19 protein-coding genes are annotated in these 17,934 nt (G+C 52.1%); 6 read left to right on the plus strand and 13 right to left on the minus strand.

The genetic code is table 11. The features are described 5' to 3' along the window. Positions 1-44 precede the first annotated feature (44 nt). Both CLV60_RS01200 and CLV60_RS01205 read right to left on the minus strand, forming a co-directional pair. Positions 45-1,061 (minus strand): zinc-binding alcohol dehydrogenase family protein, encoded by a 1,017-nt coding sequence (locus CLV60_RS01200; RefSeq protein WP_106593557.1) that lies wholly within the window; start codon positions 1,059-1,061, stop codon positions 45-47. Between the two features lie 230 nt (positions 1,062-1,291). Beyond that, positions 1,292-1,990, minus strand: a complete 699-nt coding sequence (locus CLV60_RS01205; protein WP_106593558.1) for a MarR family winged helix-turn-helix transcriptional regulator — start codon at positions 1,988-1,990, stop codon at positions 1,292-1,294. Between the two features lie 184 nt (positions 1,991-2,174). Between CLV60_RS01205 and CLV60_RS01210 the strand changes: the two genes are divergently transcribed. From CLV60_RS01210 to CLV60_RS01230, 5 genes are all read left to right on the plus strand, one after another. Then, a complete protein-coding gene (locus CLV60_RS01210) occupies positions 2,175-3,356 on the plus strand; it encodes an FAD-dependent monooxygenase (protein ID WP_106593559.1) in 1,182 nt (393 codons plus the stop codon). A 23-nt stretch (positions 3,357-3,379) separates the two neighbouring features. Further along, positions 3,380-4,369 (plus strand): hypothetical protein, encoded by a 990-nt coding sequence (locus tag CLV60_RS01215; RefSeq protein ID WP_106593560.1) that lies wholly within the window; start codon positions 3,380-3,382, stop codon positions 4,367-4,369. A gap of 86 nt (positions 4,370-4,455) precedes the next feature. Next, on the plus strand, positions 4,456-4,926 hold the full coding sequence (locus CLV60_RS01220; protein WP_106593561.1) for a hypothetical protein: 471 nt from the start codon (positions 4,456-4,458) through the stop codon (positions 4,924-4,926). An 11-nt stretch (positions 4,927-4,937) separates the two neighbouring features. Continuing rightward, positions 4,938-5,165, plus strand: a complete 228-nt coding sequence (locus tag CLV60_RS01225; RefSeq protein WP_170118686.1) for a helix-turn-helix transcriptional regulator — start codon at positions 4,938-4,940, stop codon at positions 5,163-5,165. A gap of 26 nt (positions 5,166-5,191) precedes the next feature. Continuing rightward, positions 5,192-6,616: a TlpA family protein disulfide reductase gene (locus CLV60_RS01230; RefSeq protein ID WP_106593562.1), complete on the plus strand. Its 1,425-nt coding sequence runs from the start codon at positions 5,192-5,194 to the stop codon at positions 6,614-6,616. Here CLV60_RS01230 and CLV60_RS01235 read toward each other — a convergent pair. After that, a complete protein-coding gene (locus CLV60_RS01235) occupies positions 6,591-7,337 on the minus strand; it encodes a hypothetical protein (protein WP_106593563.1) in 747 nt (248 codons plus the stop codon). The genes CLV60_RS01230 and CLV60_RS01235 overlap by 26 nt on opposite strands. A 111-nt stretch (positions 7,338-7,448) precedes the next feature. Between CLV60_RS01235 and CLV60_RS01240 the strand changes: the two genes are divergently transcribed. Next, on the plus strand, positions 7,449-8,942 hold the full coding sequence (locus CLV60_RS01240) for a TlpA family protein disulfide reductase (RefSeq protein WP_106593564.1): 1,494 nt from the start codon (positions 7,449-7,451) through the stop codon (positions 8,940-8,942). Here CLV60_RS01240 and CLV60_RS01245 read toward each other — a convergent pair. The 10 genes from CLV60_RS01245 to CLV60_RS01290 form a co-directional block, all read right to left on the minus strand. Then, positions 8,909-10,300 carry a S41 family peptidase gene (locus tag CLV60_RS01245; protein ID WP_106593565.1) on the minus strand — a complete coding sequence of 464 codons (1,392 nt, stop codon included), beginning with the start codon at positions 10,298-10,300 and terminating at the stop codon, positions 8,909-8,911. The two genes, CLV60_RS01240 and CLV60_RS01245, sit on opposite strands and share 34 nt — an antisense overlap. A 21-nt stretch (positions 10,301-10,321) precedes the next feature. Then, positions 10,322-10,744, minus strand: coding sequence for a hypothetical protein (locus CLV60_RS01250; RefSeq protein WP_106593566.1), 423 nt, complete (start codon positions 10,742-10,744; stop codon positions 10,322-10,324). 20 nt (positions 10,745-10,764) lie between these two features. After that, the gene (locus tag CLV60_RS01255) at positions 10,765-11,244 is read right to left on the minus strand and encodes an anti-sigma factor (RefSeq protein WP_146151504.1); all 480 of its coding nucleotides are present in this window, start codon (positions 11,242-11,244) and stop codon (positions 10,765-10,767) included. Next, on the minus strand, positions 11,241-11,831 hold the full coding sequence (locus tag CLV60_RS01260) for an RNA polymerase sigma factor (protein WP_106593568.1): 591 nt from the start codon (positions 11,829-11,831) through the stop codon (positions 11,241-11,243). The genes CLV60_RS01255 and CLV60_RS01260 overlap by 4 nt, the downstream gene beginning before the upstream one ends. Before the next feature lie 54 nt (positions 11,832-11,885). Beyond that, positions 11,886-12,845 (minus strand): hypothetical protein, encoded by a 960-nt coding sequence (locus tag CLV60_RS01265; RefSeq protein WP_106593569.1) that lies wholly within the window; start codon positions 12,843-12,845, stop codon positions 11,886-11,888. Between the two features lie 25 nt (positions 12,846-12,870). Beyond that, on the minus strand, positions 12,871-14,280 hold the full coding sequence (locus tag CLV60_RS01270; RefSeq protein WP_106593570.1) for an MBOAT family O-acyltransferase: 1,410 nt from the start codon (positions 14,278-14,280) through the stop codon (positions 12,871-12,873). A 6-nt stretch (positions 14,281-14,286) separates the two neighbouring features. Then, positions 14,287-15,495 (minus strand): cytochrome P450, encoded by a 1,209-nt coding sequence (locus CLV60_RS01275; RefSeq protein ID WP_106593571.1) that lies wholly within the window; start codon positions 15,493-15,495, stop codon positions 14,287-14,289. Between the two features lie 21 nt (positions 15,496-15,516). Next, positions 15,517-15,765, minus strand: a complete 249-nt coding sequence (locus CLV60_RS01280) for an acyl carrier protein (protein WP_106593572.1) — start codon at positions 15,763-15,765, stop codon at positions 15,517-15,519. Between the two features lie 165 nt (positions 15,766-15,930). After that, a complete protein-coding gene (locus CLV60_RS01285) occupies positions 15,931-16,686 on the minus strand; it encodes a LytR/AlgR family response regulator transcription factor (RefSeq protein ID WP_106593573.1) in 756 nt (251 codons plus the stop codon). After that, the gene (locus CLV60_RS01290) at positions 16,683-17,777 is read right to left on the minus strand and encodes a sensor histidine kinase (RefSeq protein WP_106593574.1); all 1,095 of its coding nucleotides are present in this window, start codon (positions 17,775-17,777) and stop codon (positions 16,683-16,685) included. Before CLV60_RS01290 ends, CLV60_RS01285 begins: the two co-directional genes overlap by 4 nt. Between the last annotated feature and the right edge of the window lie 157 nt (positions 17,778-17,934).

Here is a 17,934-nt window from a genome sequence, read left to right on the forward strand (position 1 = left end):
AAGGTACGGATAAGATAGATAGTTTTCTGGTTAGGGATGCGCGGTCAATGCATGAATGCCATGGCCTTGATGACGTTCGTGGCAGGATCAAGCCAGCTGTTGAAGTCGGCCTTGACCTCGCTGAACCCGACGCGGTGGGTAATGTAGTTCGAAGGGGTTATCAGCCCATTTTTAATGCAGCTGATCACATATTCAAAATCGGCTCTTGTCGCATTCCGGCTGCTCATCAGCGTTGCTTCCCGCTTGTGAAACTCGGGGTGGCTGAACGCAATCTCGCCGCCTTGCAGGCCCACGAGTACGTATTTTCCGCCGTGCGAAAGGTACTCAAAGCCCTTGTTAATGGCTTTCAGGCTACCGGTTGCATCGATCACGACGGTTGGCATATCGCCGGCGGTCAGTCTGGCGAGTTCCCCCGCCACGTCCTGTGTTAAACCATTGATGCTGTGTTCCAGCTGGATTTTTTCTTCACAGAACCGCAGCCGGCCCGCATGAATATCCAGGCCGATCACCTTTGCACCCGCGATCCGGGCAAATTCCATCACACCAAGGCCAATAGGGCCCGCACCTACCACCAGCACCGTATCGCTGGCCGTAACACCGGCCCGGCGGATGGCGTGTGCGCCGATTGCGAGCGGCTCAACCAGTGCGAGTTCCTCATAGTTAAGCCCTTCGGCATGAACCAGTTTGTCGGAAGGCACGGAAATGAATTCGGACATTCCGCCGTCTATATGTACCCCAAACACCTTCATGCTGGTGCAGCAGTTGGTTTTCCCGTTGCGGCAAGCGATGCAGTGCCCGCAATGGAAATAGGGCAGGAAAGTGACCGCTTCACCGACGGAGAAGCCGGGCGCTCCATGCGTCGCGACAACTTCACCGGCAAGCTCATGACCCAGTATTCTCGGGTAGTTGAAAAACGGCTGCTTTCCTTCGAATGCATGCAAATCGGTGCCGCAAATGCCGATGGTTTTGATTTTTAAGATCGTGTGGTTTTCTGTCAGAACGGGAACGTCGGAGTCGTGGTACCGGAAATTCCCGGGAGCTTCGCAAACTAATGTCTTCATGATGGTAGCCGGGAACCGCCGTACAATGTGCTGATACGATTACAGTTGCCCTGTTTGTATGTGATTTATAACCATACAAAGAAATTGTATTTTGATAGGAAGATTGGGCCAAACATTAACCGAATTGTAAGCGATATTAACATATTGGCTCCGCAACATCTCGTTTTTGGTGTATAGATAACTACATGAAGCGACAGCTGTTTCGCGGGCAATTATGCCACGGAGGTTCGCTATCGTTTGCGTGATGCAAATTGGTTAATCTGATTTTGCTGGTACCGGGTGATCTCATCGAGTTTCTGCGGGCCTAGTGTTTCAGCCAGCAAATCGGCAAAGCCCCTGGCGCGGTTATCTTCCAATATTTTCCCGTGCTTTTGCTCAATAGGCCCCAGCAGGTTCACCAACAGATGGGAATCGACGTGGGACATCTCGCCAAACAGCAAATGCGCAGGCAGGTACAGCCGCTCATAAAGCCTGAACAACAATTGCTTTCCCTCGGCGGTCAGCTGCACGAGTTTAGCGCGTTTATCGGAAGGATCGGCCCGTTCGGAAATGTAGCCGGCCTTTTTAAGCCGGTTGAGCATATCGATGCCGGTGGTCTGTTCGAGAAAGTTGTAGGTGATAATGTCAATTTTTCGGGCCTCCCCCTGATGGAAAATCGCATTCAGGCAATAGAACCAATCCAGCTCCACTTCCTCTCCCTCTTTTAACGCCAGTTTGGAATAGGTGGTCAGCATGGCGCCCAGCCGACCGATCAACTTCGCTACGGTCGATGTCATGTCCGGCGGCTCGATACCGGAAAAAAGATCCTCTCCTGAGCCTGTTATTTCCGCCATAGCCAGGTAATGGCGGCAAAAACCGGCCACGGTAGCGTCCGGATGCGTCTCCTTGTAATTATCCCACTCACTAATCAATTCTACAACTGGCTTCATAATGGATCGTTTTTGATGTAAATGTAAATAAAATAGTCGGTTTCGTTGTTTATATATCTAATTCGATGTAATTTTGTCAATACAACAACTGAACCGATGTATTTAATATGGACATTTCACTCAAAACCCTGTCCGCAGGCCGTTCCGCAACCATAATCGGGCAGCCGCTAAATATGCTACTATCATGAAAGCAATTATCATCGGGTGCGGGATCGCCGGCCCAGCTATGGCACTGGCGCTGCAAAAGGTAGGCGTGCAGGCAGTCATTTATGAGGCGCGCGAGGCGGCGGACGATGCGCAGGGCGCCTTTCTGGGGATTTCACCGAATGGGCTGAACATATTGAAGGAGTACGTCGCGCTCGACGAGGTGCTGACCGATTACACGCCCGGCAGAATCCGTTTTTTCAATGCGCGCAACAAGGCCATCGGGGTTATCGATAATGCCGGGCAACTGTCGCGGTACGGCAGCGAGACGGTCCAGGTGAAACGGGGCTTGCTCAACGGTGCTTTGCGGCGCGCGGCTCAGGAGGCCGGCATACCGGTCGAGTTTGGTAAACGGCTTCTGTCCATCGGGCAGCGCGAGGGAACCGTGACGGTCTCGTTTGCCGATGGGTCCATCGCGGAGGGCGATTTGCTGATCGGTTGCGACGGCATTCATTCGGCCGTTCGCCGGGCGGTTTTCCCTAATGCTCCCGAGCCCGAATACACGGGCCTGCTCTCGACGGGCGGATTCACCCGGCTCGATGATTTGACACTTCCGGCCGATGCCATTCGGATGACCTTTGGAGAGCGGGGGTTCTTTGGGTATGCGGTTTCTACGAGCGGGGAAATCTGGTGGTTCAACAACATCGCGCAAGCAACCGCGCCCAGGCGCCATGAACTGGATCAGTCGGAACTGGCCTATTTGAAAGGGCGATTGACGGCATTGCACAAGAACGATCCCGAACCTATTGCGTCGATCATCGAACGGGCTCATTCCATCGAAATTTACCCGATCTACGATATTCCGTTTCTGGATCAATGGCATCAGGATAGGGTATGCCTGATCGGCGACGCGGCGCATGCTACCGCTCCGCACATCGGGCAAGGGGCATCGCTGGCGCTGGAAGATACGCTCGTCCTGGCGCAGTGTATCCGTGACTGTGCCGGTTTACAGGCTGCATTTGCCCGTTTTCAGTCGTTGCGGCAGGCACGCGTGCAGGCCATCATTCGGCAGGCACGGAAAGTAGGGGATACCAAGACCGTTCCCAACCGCTTTCAACAATTTTTCCGGGATTTGCTGCTTCCCTTTTTCGTCAGGCTGGAAGCACGGAAAATGGACTGGGTATATGGTTACCGGGTCGACTGGCATCGCAAACTGATCTGATTCTGCTCCAAATCCCGAAAGCCATGAAAACTTATTTGATCTGCAACGCGATTTTGCTGCTGTGCGGCATTGCGGGCGTAATCAGCTCGTGTGAGGTGGGTAATATGGCCCCTATTGCCAATACCGCCACGTTACCGGGCAAACTGTCTGACTACGGAATTTTTCCCGATGGGGCTATCGAACGGCCCGCAGCCGGTTTTCACCGGTACCATCTCGCTACCCAGCTTTTTACAGACTATGCCGAAAAACAGCGTCTAATCCATTTGCCGCGGGGGGCACAATTTTCCTTTGACTCATCCGGCAATGCCGTTTTCCCGGACAGTTCGATCCTGGTCAAGACATTCTTCTATTACCCCGACAAACGAAAGCCTTCCGCCGGCAAGCAACTGATTGAAACCCGGCTTTTAGTAAAAATCAACGGGCAATGGAATGTGGGTACGTACAAATGGAATAAGGAACAAACCGAGGCATATTTGCTGGAAAACGGTACCGACGAGAACGTGAGCTGGGTGAATGAACATGGGCTTCGCAAAACCCTGCAATACCGCATTCCAGCGCAGGAAGAATGTTCTTCTTGCCATCGTACCGGTCGTTCCATCACGCCCATTGGCCCGAAAGCGAGGAACCTGAACCTGCCGCTGGCCGATCACCCTCACCAGGAAAACCAGCTTCTGCATTTCGAGCAGACCGGCCTGCTGACTTTGCAACCCAGCGATTTACTGGCCCCGCTGCCCGACTGGCAAAGTCCTTCCATTCCCCTGGCAGAGCGTGCGCGTGCATACCTGGACGTCAACTGCGCGCATTGCCACTCGGCTACCGGTTTCGCTGAAAGCACCCGGTTGTTTTTCGGCTATGAGATTCCCCTTGCCAACACGCGGATCCGGGCGCGGAAAGACCACATCCTGCACCGCGTAGAGGCGACGGACCCGGATATCCGGATGCCGCAGTTAGGCACGACCGTTCCCGACTCGGTCGGGGTGGCGTTGATCAGGGCGTACATTCAATCGCTGTAAAGGGGCGTATCTGGAATTTTTTGTAAGGTATACTTTACTTTTAGTAAACTGTATATTACATTGCAGCGTCACTTAACTTTTTGAATATGGCGCTATCATTTCCAGCCCGGTATCGGGCAACCGGGATTTTCCTGGCCATCGCCGGGTTTCTGTGTTTATGGGTCGCTTCTTGGGAAGGACTGATCAATGTCTACCGGATTATTTTGCCGGGCCGCACGCTGCCGGACGGTGCTTACCCATATCCGGCCAATTTCTGGGATATCAATGCGGCGTTCGGAATGGTGTCGGCGTGCATGCTTACCGTTGGGGCCGCTATGGTATTTCTGGCGAAGGAGCCGGACGAATATTTTTACAAGCTCCGGCTGGAATCAATCCAGTTTGCGGTGATCGCGCAGTTCGTGGTTGGACTGATTGCCTTCGCTTATTTTTATTTTACCCCGGGTTATCAGATAGAAAATACATTCCAGGGCATTCTGGGGCTTGCGTGCGGCACTTTTCTGGCCGCCTACGTGCTCCGCTACTACGCGAATAGCTATTTCAAGGCGGATCAGGATTGAGTACTCAGAACATGAAACTGGAAAATACACTGCGTATAGAGCGTGCCGTTAGGCGTATGACGCAGGCCGAACTGGCCGAACGCGTGGACGTCTCACGCCAGGCGATCAACGCGATTGAGACCGGAAAGTTCATTCCTTCGGCAGTACTGGCGATCAAACTCGCGAGGGTTTTCGGGAAGCCCGTCGAAGACATATTTATTCTTACGGAAGATGCTATTCCGGCGGAAGTGAAGGAATAGCCTTACATATCAACCATTTATTAGCCATGAAAATATTTTTTGTGTGGTGTCTCACCGTGCTTTTTCCGGTGCAACTGGCTTTCGCAGGCGTTGTGCGTATACAAGGGCACGCCCGCAATGCAACGGAAGAAAATCTTCAGTGCACGCTTATTTCAAACAACCTGGCCAGCAATCCGGTTGGGGTGGCGATACCCATGAAGGGCGAGCGTTTCAGTTATCAATTTGACGTAGCGGAATCGACATTTCTCAGTTTCAGCGACGGTACCAACTATTTTGGAGGGTTTGTGGATCCCGGTGACAGCATTGTGATCGCATATGACCGGACAAATTTTGCAAATAGTGTTTCTTACACCGGAAAGGGCAAGGAGAAGTTTGAGATAACCCATTCGATGATGGATATGAAACGCATTGCACGCAGTATTGCCGCAGCCGCGAAGGGGCGCAAATATCCTGTGGATGATATGTTCGCCGCGATCGATAGTTTGCAGGATGCTATTCACAGGCGAATCGATCTATCGGCAAATGCGATGAGTGCTGAGAGTGCTAAGAGGCTACTCGGAGGTTTGGCGGCTACTGCGCAACATGCCAAACAAAGTGGCCTGGTTGCCGTTTTTGGAGATTCTTACAATAACATTCTGGCAAATCACCGGGAAAGGCTGAGTGATGCGTCGATAGTGCACATGAAAAAATTGCTGGACTACGAGGAGGCGCTTTATGACTCCCGGATCTATGTCGACGCCGTCAAAAGCCTCGCTTCCATCCATATTGAAGAAAACTTGCGGCCGGTTACCGACCATTTCGAGGAGCGGAAATATCAGCTGCTGATCGAAATGCTGCCCCAAAAGTTGCGTACACCTGTTCTGTTCATGACCCTCAAATGGGATATCACAACGGCTCCGGGCGAAATGAATGAACGTGTGGTGTTGGACGCGGCTGAACTGCTTGCCGATAGCCAGTTGAAACAGATTATTCAAGATTTACTCACTGCCAGAAGCCTGCTCAAATCGGGGGACAAGGCGCCGGAGTTTTCGGTGCAAAATCTGGCGGGAGAAAAAGTCGATCTTGCGTCGTTCCATGGCAAGACTATTTACCTCGATTTCTGGTTTGCCGGCTGCGGGCCGTGCCACGCACTTTTTAAATCCATCGAGCCGGTCAAGAAGCATTTCGAAAAGGATGACAGAGTGGTTTTCTTGACCGTGTCTATTGACAATGAAATGACCTGGAAGAGGGCAATCCAGAAGTTCAGCGTGAAGGCGTACCATGTTTTCACGGAAAATAAGCTGCGCGAGCACCCCATGATTAAGTCGTACAATGTGACTGCCTATCCGAGCACTTACATCATTGACCCCGCTGGCAGATTCCATACCATCCAGGCGGCAAACAATCCGGATATGCTTAAAAAACAGATCGAAGAAGCCATCGCGTCTACTTCCGCACGCCATAGCCGATAATTTTCCGTATCCTGCGGACACCCTTGTCGATTATCCGGTCGCCGACAAGATCTCCGTTGTTTTGCAGGTAATCGTAATCTGTTTGCACATCCATAACTAATCCAACTCCTGCCGCATAATATTTGTATCCCAAACGATAAATCACAGGCCCGGTCGTATCCGTGCGTTCGTTGACTTTCAGGGTATTTGGAAAATAAAGGGAATCGATTTGCTGCGGCTGATCGAGGTTTTCATAACGGAACAAATGGCCATAACGGGGATCTTCGTCGTTCATCGCGAAATGCGAAAATGCATCCCATTTCGCAGCAGGACTATAAGGGAATACCAATGAAGTAATCAATTCATTGTCCTTGTTCTGCATTACTTTGTCGATGGAAACAAAGGCTTTGTATTCTTTTGTTTTTTGCCAATAGTCGGTTGGTTTAACCCTTGTTGAATGGGCGATAAGGCATTCCGAAACGCCGTTTGAATCCGTTTTGGAATAGGTTATTTCTTCTTTCTCAAACCAGCTGGCAGTCTTAGGCTCCTTGTTTCCAGTCGAATAAATGGCTTCATCGACCGCGTAAATGCGGTAAGTGCCGGCGGTTACCGGGAAATAGTCGGGAACTGCCACGTATTCTTCCGGCTTTTCGCAGCCTGTCAGAAAGAGAATAATAACCGCCGGAATGTAGCGGGCAAATTGTGATTTGCGGAAAGGGAATACCGTAGATTTGACTTGCACAAGTAGTGTGATTTGAATTTTAAATGTAACGGTGAAATTTTGTTTTTGTTATTGAAATAAAATTAGATTGCAGCCGGTGATTAATTTTGGATTAAATGAAAACCCTGACGCATGAAACTGTTATCGATCATTAGTACGCTTGTGTTATTGGGCATTGCTTCTTGTAGGAGCCGGTCGGATGTGACATCCATCGAAATTGAATGCAGCGAATGCAAAGGGAAAACGGTGAGAATAATTTCACCCGATTTATTGGAACCCAAAAACATAGAAATAGCAAAAGGCCAATTCGATTCGAATGGAAAGGTCACGCTTCAATTCAACATTCCCAATGACCGCTATCTTTCGTTAGGGATAGATAGCGGCGCTTATCGGGCGATGTATTTTTTCGCGGGTGAAAAGACCGAAATGGTATATGCAGGTAAAACCCCTCGCTTCAAAGGTGCGAATAGCCATTTTTACCAATACCTGGCTGATTTCAAACTGATTGTAGATAGCCTTTACGCCGTGGGTGAACAGCGCCGTGCGGGCGCGGGTCGAATCCCGGAAGCTGAAAAGGCTGCATTTCTGGAAAGGGCCCGCATGCCTGTCCGGCGGTATGAGGATCTTGTGAAAGCAGATAACGACTTGACTGCCAAACATAAGGAAGTCCTGATTTTTGGTGCGCAGAATTTCAGCAGATCGTTCGACGGATCGTTCCGGGCAGGTGACGACGAGGCCCTCTACGAACATTGGCGAAAGAACGGGAATGAGGCCAATGGCTATGCACCGGATTTTTTCAAAACAACGCCCGTGGCTTCGCAAGGTGTTTTCGATGGTTATTTTTACTTCGATTTGGTCAATTCGGAGCTCCTGCGGAACCTTTGGCACCCGATTGAATTTCACCTGGACGAGTCCGAAGATGACTACGACGATGGAACGATCGGACTGCGCTGTGCAGAGGTGATCACCAAGGCCGGTTTTCCCGAATCTTTTTCCGAGCTGCTGCTGGCGAAGAATCTGTATTACTGTCTGCGCCTCACAGCCGTTACGCCATCCGTCGCTGAATTGTACGACCAGTTCATGAAGCGTTTCCCGGGCTCGACCTACGTGCCTGCACTGAAACGCCAATTCGCCGAGTCGAAGTCGCTGAGCAGCGGCGAGCCTGCCAAGGAAATCAATGCTTTCCGGGAAGACGGCAGGCGGTTTCAATTGTCGGAGTTGAAGGGGAAGGTCGTTTACGTCGATTTCTGGGCAACCTGGTGCGGGCCGTGCATCGAACAATTTCCCCATTCGAGGAAGCTGATCAACCAGTTTGCGGGCAACGACGGGGTCGTATTCTTGTTTGTATCCTTCGATAGGGATGCTTCAAAATGGAAGGAATATCTGCGTAAAGAGCAAAAAATGAAGGGCGTTCATGTGATTGCGGACAGAAACAGCCCTTCCGTTGCAGATGCATACCGCGTTACGGGAATCCCGCATTACCTTTTGATAGACCATCTCGGAAACATCAAGTCGGCAAACGCTATGCCCCCCTCGCAGCCCGAGACAGCCCGTGTTATTACCGGGATGTTGGCGGCTCGCGGCTCGGGCACTCATTTGTCGGCACTCAATTCAAGCGCCTTTTGAAGCTGGGGATCTTTTTCAGTAAGCATATCTGAAATGGACGGAATAACGGTGTAGTCGGGGATAATGCCCCGCCCCGGCAAGTTCGCCGGCTTCACAGCGTTGGCGTACCTGATTGTCGGTACTGCGATCAGCACGCCCGAATGCGGGAGCGTGACCCTGACGGTACCGCCCGAATTGTTTCCTTCGTAGCTGCCGCCGGTTTCCTCTCCGATGAATACAGCCCGGGCATTGCTTCTGGCGATGGCACAAAAATCGGCGGCGGTGGAAAATGTTCGCCCGTCGGTGAGCACATACACTTTTCCCTGAAAATGCAGTCCGGCAGGTTGCTGTATGGCCAGCCCGGGGGGGGCGTCGGCCGTCATGACCGGCTTCGCCAGCGAACGCAGCGCCGCAAAATAATGGAATGGTTCATCTGTGAGGTAGGAATACAGCAATGCACCGTACACATCGTCACCGCCGCCGTTTCCACGCAAATCGATCACGAGGCTTTGGATTTGCCTCTGCCGCAGCGCCGCGAATGTCTTTTCCAGAAAAGCCGGGAAATCCAGGCCGGCATTCAGGATGCGTTGCCGGCTGAATGTGCGGATTGTCAGCAGGGCACGTGCATGGCCCGGATAAGCGACGTCCAGCGGCCTGGCATCGTTTCCGGTTTTGTAGGCGGGGCACCCGGTGTTTTCGAAGTGCGCGGGAAGTAAGGTAACCTCGCGTGAATGGCCTTCGGGCGTCGCGACCCGTACATGGTAGCTCGTCTTCGGACCATAGATGAAATTGTAAAGGAACAAGAACGCGTCGTTGTTCAAAGTCGCATTCTTTTTGGTCTGTATCGGGCCATCCGACGGCAGGTATTGCAGGAGTTTCCGGTGAATTTGCTCCATGGATTCTCCGTCTATGGACAAAATTTCGGCTCCGGCGGGCACATTTTCATTCCTGCTGCAAAGCACAAATGCATGATCGCCGGCAAACCACACTTTCAGCGGGAACATCGGCACGGAAGCTGCGTAACTTTCCATGACTTCTCCCGGCAGGCTGCCGCTGGTGTGTCCGCATTCCAGCGCACTAACGGCAAACCGGATCAGGTTTCCGAATTCAATCAGGTTCATCGGAGTTTCGATTGCGGCTTCGCAGCTGTCGAGTAGCCGGTTAAGCGACTCGCGGGACCGGTAGCGATACATATCCGGGTGATTTTCGGTAAGTGCTTTTCGAAAAGTCAGAAAATCTTCCCGCAGCAGGGAGGCGTTCAATGGCTGATCGAAACCGGTCTTGGGCGCAACCTGACCCGTTGCGGCTGTCATGATAAACAGCATGATAAGGGCAATAAGGATCCCTTCCCAGCGAATGGGTGTAGTTGAAAACAGCATAATGAGTTGATTTAGAGAATTTTAAAAGTCGGACTTTTTCAGAAAGAGGTAGTAGCCGGCAAAGCTGCCCGAAAGGCACAGCGACAGGACTGCAAGTGCGGCCCAGGGCGCAGGATTCGTGAGCGAAACGATGGTAAAGCCCAGCGCCATACCGAGGAAAATGGCAAGCCATTTGACGCAGGTTTGGAGGTTATGCCGGCGGTCGGGCTGCAACAGGAGGGCCGCCAGCTCTTCACTCACACCCGATTCCAGTATTTTTTCTTTGACCCGGTACTGAAAATACCGCCGGGTGAGTTCCAGCAGGAAAGCCAGGATGAGTGCCACCAGCAACACGGTCACGCCCAATGCAACCTGGTCGCGGTCGATGTACGTATCTGCCATCGCCTGCGCGCTTGCGGGAGCGGTGAGGAATGCCAGGGAAATGATCGATAATATCTTTTTCATGTTTAATTGCCGTTTGTAGATTAGACCGCCGCACTCCCTAAATGTTGCAAGCCGTCTGTTGCGCCGAGTCTGCGGACCTGGCCGGTATAGTCGTTCCATAGATTAAACAGCAGGAAGGAGAAAAGCAGGCAACCGGCGGCGCCGTAGGTAACCACTTCGCTATTGCCTGACAGACCATTAGGCAGACCGCCATTCAGATAATAAAACACCCCTATGACCGCGAGTACGCCCACGAGCGACACGCACGCGACAAACACACGCTCGGGGGCATATCTGCGCTCGCGCGCCGGAAGCTGCGCCAGCACGGCCGCGGTGAGGTCGAAATCGAATGAGTCGGCAGGCATTACCGACATGCTGCGGGCCATTTTTTGATAGCATGCGACGCGGCGCGAGCAATGCGGGCATTGTGCAATATGGCTTGCGTTTGCCATGCCGGTGCTTCCTGCATCCAGCGCATATTGTTGAATTTCAATGTCTGATAAATGATCTGTCGTTTTCATATGCCCTTGTTATAAATCATTTGTATGCGCTCTCTTAACATTTTTCGAGCCCTGAACAGGTAGCTCTTGATTGTCCCTTCCGGTAATGCCACGATCTGCCCGATCTCCGAATAGCTCAGCTCCTGATGGTGGTAGAGGGTGATCAGCAACTTGTACAAGGCCGGGAGTTTTTCAATTTCCGATGCAAGCAGACTGGTAAATTCGGCACCCATGAGCGTTTCTTCCAAGTCCTGCTCGTCGGGGTACTCGTGTTCGTCCTCGTGATCGGTCGGCAGGGGATAGGGGTTTCCGATGGCCGAGATCTTATTTTTTTCGAGCTGGTTAATGCAGGTGTTATACGCGATCCGCGCGATCCAGGTGGAGAGTTTGGATTGAAAACGGAAGCTATCCAGCTTTTGAAAAACTTTCAGGTAAATATCCTGGGCAATGTCCCGCCGCTCCTCGCGATCGGGGATCATTTTGAACACGATCTGCGCGACGAGCCCTTCGGTATCCCTGATGATGGTGCCGAACGCCCGGGTGTTGCCACTGAGCACTCTATCCACCAGTACGCGGTCGGTCGGCTTATGATGTTCTTTCTGATCCATTGCTACCGATTGGACAGGCATGGTCCTTAAAAGTTGCAAAAAGCCGCCAGACTTTTACCGCTTGACGGACTCTCCTTGCAAAAAACGGGTATATGCTGCCGCCCCATTCCGGTTCAGGTGGTGCGCATCGAACAGGTTTTCGGGTTTAAAAAGCGCATCGAACTCCGGTTGTTCCGGTAAGCGGATGAGATTTTCCTGCGGCAAAAAGGGCGCTGCCTGTGACAATAGCTGCTGTTCTCCGCGGGTAATGTTGTTGGGATAATAGAAAATCACTTTCCTGCCCAGCTGCCTGGCACGGGCGATCAATTGGCTGATTTGGGAAATGTAATACGTATTCCGCTGCGTCTGCGGGCGAATAGCCAGCATTTGCTTGGTCGAAGTTTTGTTCGCCGCGATGCGGTCGTTCGTTTTGGAAAGAGCCGTCGTAACGGGCTGGTAGCCATTCGCCAGCAGATTCGCGCCGCCTTCGATAGGGTCGGTGCCAGGGTTGATTGCTTTCTTGGCGGACAGCACTTGCGGGGCAATGGATACCATTTGGAACAATGTCGTATTAAGGCCCGTCAGGAAGCTGCCGGTTTTTTCCTGGAAACCGATGTCGGGGCAGTCGGCCAGCACGCGGGCCCGAAAAACGGCATCCTGAATCACCTGCTGCGGCGGCAATGCCACGGTGCTGTAATCGAGCGCGCTCAGCTCGATGTAGATGGTTTTCACGGCGGGGCTGGCTGTGAGCATTTCTTCCGCTATTTGGATGGCGCTGTACGGCGAGAGGCTGAATATGCCGAAATTATAACTCCGCGTCTTCTGCCCGTTTAACGAATCAAAAAGCGCCGGGTCGATTCCGTACTGGGTGCGGCTGGTGCCGATGAAAACGACATCCGGATTGAATGTGCGGCAAAGCTGCTCCCTTGCCTCGATGTCGCGCCGGGGATCGGTGTAAAACTGCGCGACGATCAGTGCGACGACTGTTTTGAAGGCGACAAGCAGCAGCAGCCATTTGATAATTTTGACGATCATGATGCCGGCGGCTGGTAATGGTTAATCAAAACTGGATGTAATAAAAATTGCCTACCGACGGCCTCCCGAATATCAGCACGAGCTGAACGAGCAGCAGCACCGACAACGTCCGGTACAATGCGCTTTTCTTCAACATAAAAGAAGCAATGTCTTCTTTTTCACCCATTTTGTAATTAAAAAAATCCATCACGAGGAACAATGCGATGGTGAGCAACAAGCTGGACGTCAGCAGGGAAGTTGTACCGGATTTAAACCCGAACATGCTGCTGTACAGCCGCACGCCGCTGCTCAGCTCCGCGGCGCGGAACCACCCCATGATCAGGGTGCCGGTGAGGAGCCTCACGAGTACGCGCCATACGTAATATGCCTGCGTGCCGGTAGAAAAGTGGAGTTTGGCATAAAACCGCTGCCAGAAACTTTTCGTACGCATTTCAAAATTGATGTAGGCCCATTGCAGCGCTCCCCAGATCACGAACGACCAGCTTGGTCCATGCCAGAGCCCGGTGATGATGAACGTCAGCAAGCGGTTGAATTCGAGCCGTTTCTGGTTGGTAACCCCTTTGCTGATGTTGAAAAAGATGTAGTCGCGGAACCAGGACGTGACCGTGATGTTCCAGGCGCTCCACGATTCCGTCCGCGACGGGGTAAAATAGTACCGGTTCGAAAAGTTCTTGCTAAGCCTGATCCCCAGCAGCCGGGCCGAGCCGGTAGCAATGTCGCAGTAGCCCGAAAAATCACAGTAGAGCTGTACCGAGAAGAGCAGAATGGCCAGCGTGACGGAAAAGCCCGTGTAGGCGTCGGGCCGGTCGAAAACAGGGCTGGTAATGTCGGCAAGCCTCGCTGCAAGGACGATTTTTTTGAATAACCCCCAGACAATGAAGTAAATGCCGGCCTTGATATTCTCTGGTACATACGGTTTTGGTGCGCGCAACTGCGGGACGAGCTGGCGCGTGCGTTCCAGCGGGCCTGCCAGCAGCGTGGGGAAAAACCCGAGGTAGATCATCAGGTAACCGAGGTGGTTCTCCGGCTTGATGTACCGGCGGTAGACGTCGTAGAGGTAGCCGATAATCAGGAATGTATAATAGGAAATGCCGATGGGCGCGATCCAGTTCAGCGCTACCAGCGACATCGAGTTGTGGACCGGTACCAGGTATTTGAAAAACAAAAGCGGTGAAAGGCAGATCACAATCGAGAGCGATAGCAATGCTTTCCGGTGTTTTTTGGAATATTCCTGGTTGGCCAGCGCCTTAGCGGATGCGTAGCAGATCAGAACGAGCACCAGCCATACCACCAGGTATTTTCCACTCCAGCTGAGATTGAACAACACGCTGGCGACCAGCAGGAAAACCCATTTTTTGGCCTCCGGTACTTTGTAATAGGCGGCAACAACGAGGGATAGTAAAAGTAAGTAAGTGAAATCCGTGAACTTGACCATGCTCTTTTATTTTAAGAGCACGGGTAAACTCTTGTAGCCTCTGAAAAAGATCTTGGAATCCCATTCAGGACTTTTGGCAGGGTGTAAACGGATATCAGGGAACGCAGCCATGAAGCGGGGCAGGAATTTCTGCATTTCGAACCGTGATAGCCGCGCGCCGAGGCAGTGATGCATGCCGAACCCGAAACCGATGTGCGGGTTGGGCTTGCGGGTAGGCACGAACGTATCCGGGTTTTGAAATACGGCCGGGTCGCGGTTAGCCGAAGCCAGTCCGAGCAACACGGTTTGACCTTTCCGGAGCTTCAATCCCTCGAACTCCATGCTGTGTGCCACCTGCCGCGGGATCCAGTTCACCGGACTCACGTAGCGGATCAGCTCCTCCACGGCGATGGCGCATTCATTATGGGCGTTCCAGTTGATCACCTGGTCGCGGTTTTCGATCAATGCCCCGATGCTTTTGGTCAGCAGCAGGGTAGTGGTTTCCGTTGCGGCATTCACCAGAAATTCCCAGGTACCGATCAGCTGCGAGGCCCTTTCGCTCCCCATAATCTCCCGCATTTCGAGCAGCAGGCTGTTGGTAGCCTCCGCTTCCTGACGGGTGAAGGTTTCGGAAAGGTAGCCGTGAAACTGCCGCGACATCGCCGCGCATTCCAGCAACTCGGTGACGGAGAGTGTTTTCTCGAAAATAAAGGTGATGACGTAGGAAAATTTCTGGATGAAATCGTAATCCGCTTTTTCCAGTTGGATAATCTTGCTGATGATCAGAAAACTGAACTGCCGCGCCATTTCGACGATGTCTGCTTCCTCTTTTCCTTCAAGTCCGGCGATAATCTCCTGGATCGCGTCGAGCGTGATCTTCTCGTAATCGGCCTGGTAAAACTTCTGGTTCACGAAACGGCGGTGCTCCGCGTGCTTTTCGCCATTCATGAACAATAGCCAGTACCGGAGACTTTCGCCGAATTCCAGCAGGCCGGGATCGTTATTCGAAAGGGCCGACACGATTTTGAACCTTTCGGTGAAGTCAAAGTTTTTGAAGTTCTCCGAATCGGACAGGATCTTCTTCACGTTGGCATAATCCATCGCCACCAGGTCGCCGAACATATTGAAATGCAGCGGGTCCGACTGGCGGATATCGGCGATCAGCCCGGAATAATTTTGATTGACCTCGGTTTTCGACGACCAGATCGACGTCGCAGACATGAGCGGGGTTTGCATGATCAAGACGGAAACGGTTTTTTATATTTCCTGGTTTTCTGCAATCCATTGGCTGGTTGCGGCGATGGTACGCATCTCCCAAAAAATGGAAGGGCTTAGTTCCATCCCGATGTATTCTTCCAGCTCTGTTGTGATGTTGACGAGAATGAGGGAATCTAAACGAAAATCAACAATGTCGGTATCGAGTGCTGCTTCGGAGGGATCTATTCCTGCGTGTTTTGAAATGTTTGCGGCGATCCATTCGGAGATTTCAGTAAAAGTCTTGGGCATGAAGGCGTCAAGTAGGGTGTACAAATGCTAATAATTGAGTAATGTACTATCAAAAATCGGGCAAAAAAAGCCGCCAAGCCGGATAATGTAATTTTGACGCTAATAAAGTTAGTAACCGGCAAAAGACTTGTTTCTACTGCCAAAAGCGGCCTTGCGAGGCGCCGGTTAGTAATCCAGCCACGCTTTCAGCACATTTGCCTTTTCGCGGCTTACAAGAACTTCTACTTCCGGATGGTTGCGGATGTCGATTTTGAGCTTCCCGTTGAAATGATGGTGAATGCGGGCAATGGCGTCAATGTGGATAATGAACTGGCGGTTCGCGCGAAAAAACTCCTTCGGGTTGAGCTGCTGTTCGAGCTCTTCCATCGTTTGTACCAGCACTTCTTCGGAGCCGTCCGCAAGGCAGGCGCGTGTGATCTTGAATTCGGAGTGAAAATAAATTACGTCGCTCACCAACACCGTTTTGTACCCATCCTTGAAAGGCAGCAGGAACCGGCTCCGGAATTCCTTCGGCTGGACAAAATTCAGTAGCCCTTCCAGCGAACTGAAATCTACCCGGCGCGTCAGCTTTTCGGCTTCGGCGAATGCGTTTTCGAGCTCGTCCTGCTCCACGGGTTTCAGCAGGTAATCGATGCTGTTGTATTTGAATGCCCGCACGGCATATTCGTCGTAGGCCGTCGTGAAAATGACGGGACATTCGACGCGTACCTTTTCAAAGATCTCGAAACTCAGGCCATCGGACAGCCGCACGTCGATCATCACCAGGTCCGGGTGCGGGTGCTGCCCGAGCCATTCCACGGTTTCGGTAATGCTTTCCAGCACGGCCACGATTTCAGCTTTGGGCCGGATGGCCTTGATCAGCCTGCGCAGGCGGTCGGCATTGGGCTTTTCGTCCTCGACAATCAGAATGGTGTCAATCATATTTTTATCAATGGGATAATCACTTTGAAAGTACGTTCGTCGGTTTCAATCACCGGCTGGCGGTGGGAGAGAAGGTTGAATCTCCTCACAATGTTCGCAATGCCTATCCCCGACGACTGGATCGGCTTTTCGAGCGGCAGAAGCGTGTTTTCGACGATCAGTTCCTTCTCTTCGTTGCTGAAAATCCGCACCACGAGCGGCTCCTTCTTGCTGGTACGGTTGTGCTTCAATGCGTTTTCTACGAGCAGCTGCAGCGTGAGCGGAGGCATCAGCAGGTGGCGGTGCGCGGGGTCGACGTCGATTTCAAAAGACACCCCTTCGCCGAAGCGGTGCTCGATCAGGAACATGTACGAGTTCAGGAATTTCAGCTCGTCTTCCAGCGGGATCACGTCTTTTTTGGAATTAACCAGCATATAGCGGTAAATGCGCGAGAAATTCTCCGCATACTCGTAGCCCAGCTGCTGGTCTTCGAGAATGAGCTCCGAAAGCACGCTGAGGTTATTGAATACGAAATGCGGGTCGATCTGTAATTTGAGGGATTGCAACTCCGCTTCCATGGCCGCCTGGTTGAGCTGCGCCACCTGAATGGCCTCATTACGCCAGTTCATGATCAGGTAGTTGCCGATGTTGATGCCCATGACCATAATCGCGATGATCGTGCTCACCACCATCCATTGGATAATACCCCGCGTTTCTTCGATCGTGAGCCCAGATTCGAGCAACAGCAGCTGCTTTTCGTCCGACAGGTAAATGAATGCGATGTTGATCAGCAGGTTGAGCAGCAGGACGGCGATCAGGTTGAAGCAGGTTTCCAGGAAAAGCCGCTTGCCGGGGTGTTCCTTCCAGGACATCAGCCTGTTGAGCCGCATGCCGATGGCGATGTTGATCTCGGAAATCGAAAGGCAGTAGAGGAAAGATACCAGCCAGTCGCCGAGAATGAGCAGCGGCTCGCGCTCGAAATAATCCTGCCAATATGCAGCGAAAGGGTCCAGGATGTAGGATACCAGGTATGACGCGAGGAACGCGAGCACCGCTACCAGGATGCGTATCCCCTTATTGTTCAAAAAATAGGCGTCTCTTCCGTTGGTCATTCGATGTGTCAGGTTTGCTTTGAAATACGCTTCCAGCCTTTTACCAAGGACAGGTTGCATTATTTCGCTACAAAAATAAAACGCGCCGCCCGATACCCGTCGAAAATTGATCCAATGCGTGCAAATCGGGTGCCGAACCGCATGAGCGTGCGACTGA

It is taken from the genome of Dyadobacter jiangsuensis, assembly GCF_003014695.1.
Lineage (GTDB): Bacteria > Bacteroidota > Bacteroidia > Cytophagales > Spirosomataceae > Dyadobacter > Dyadobacter jiangsuensis.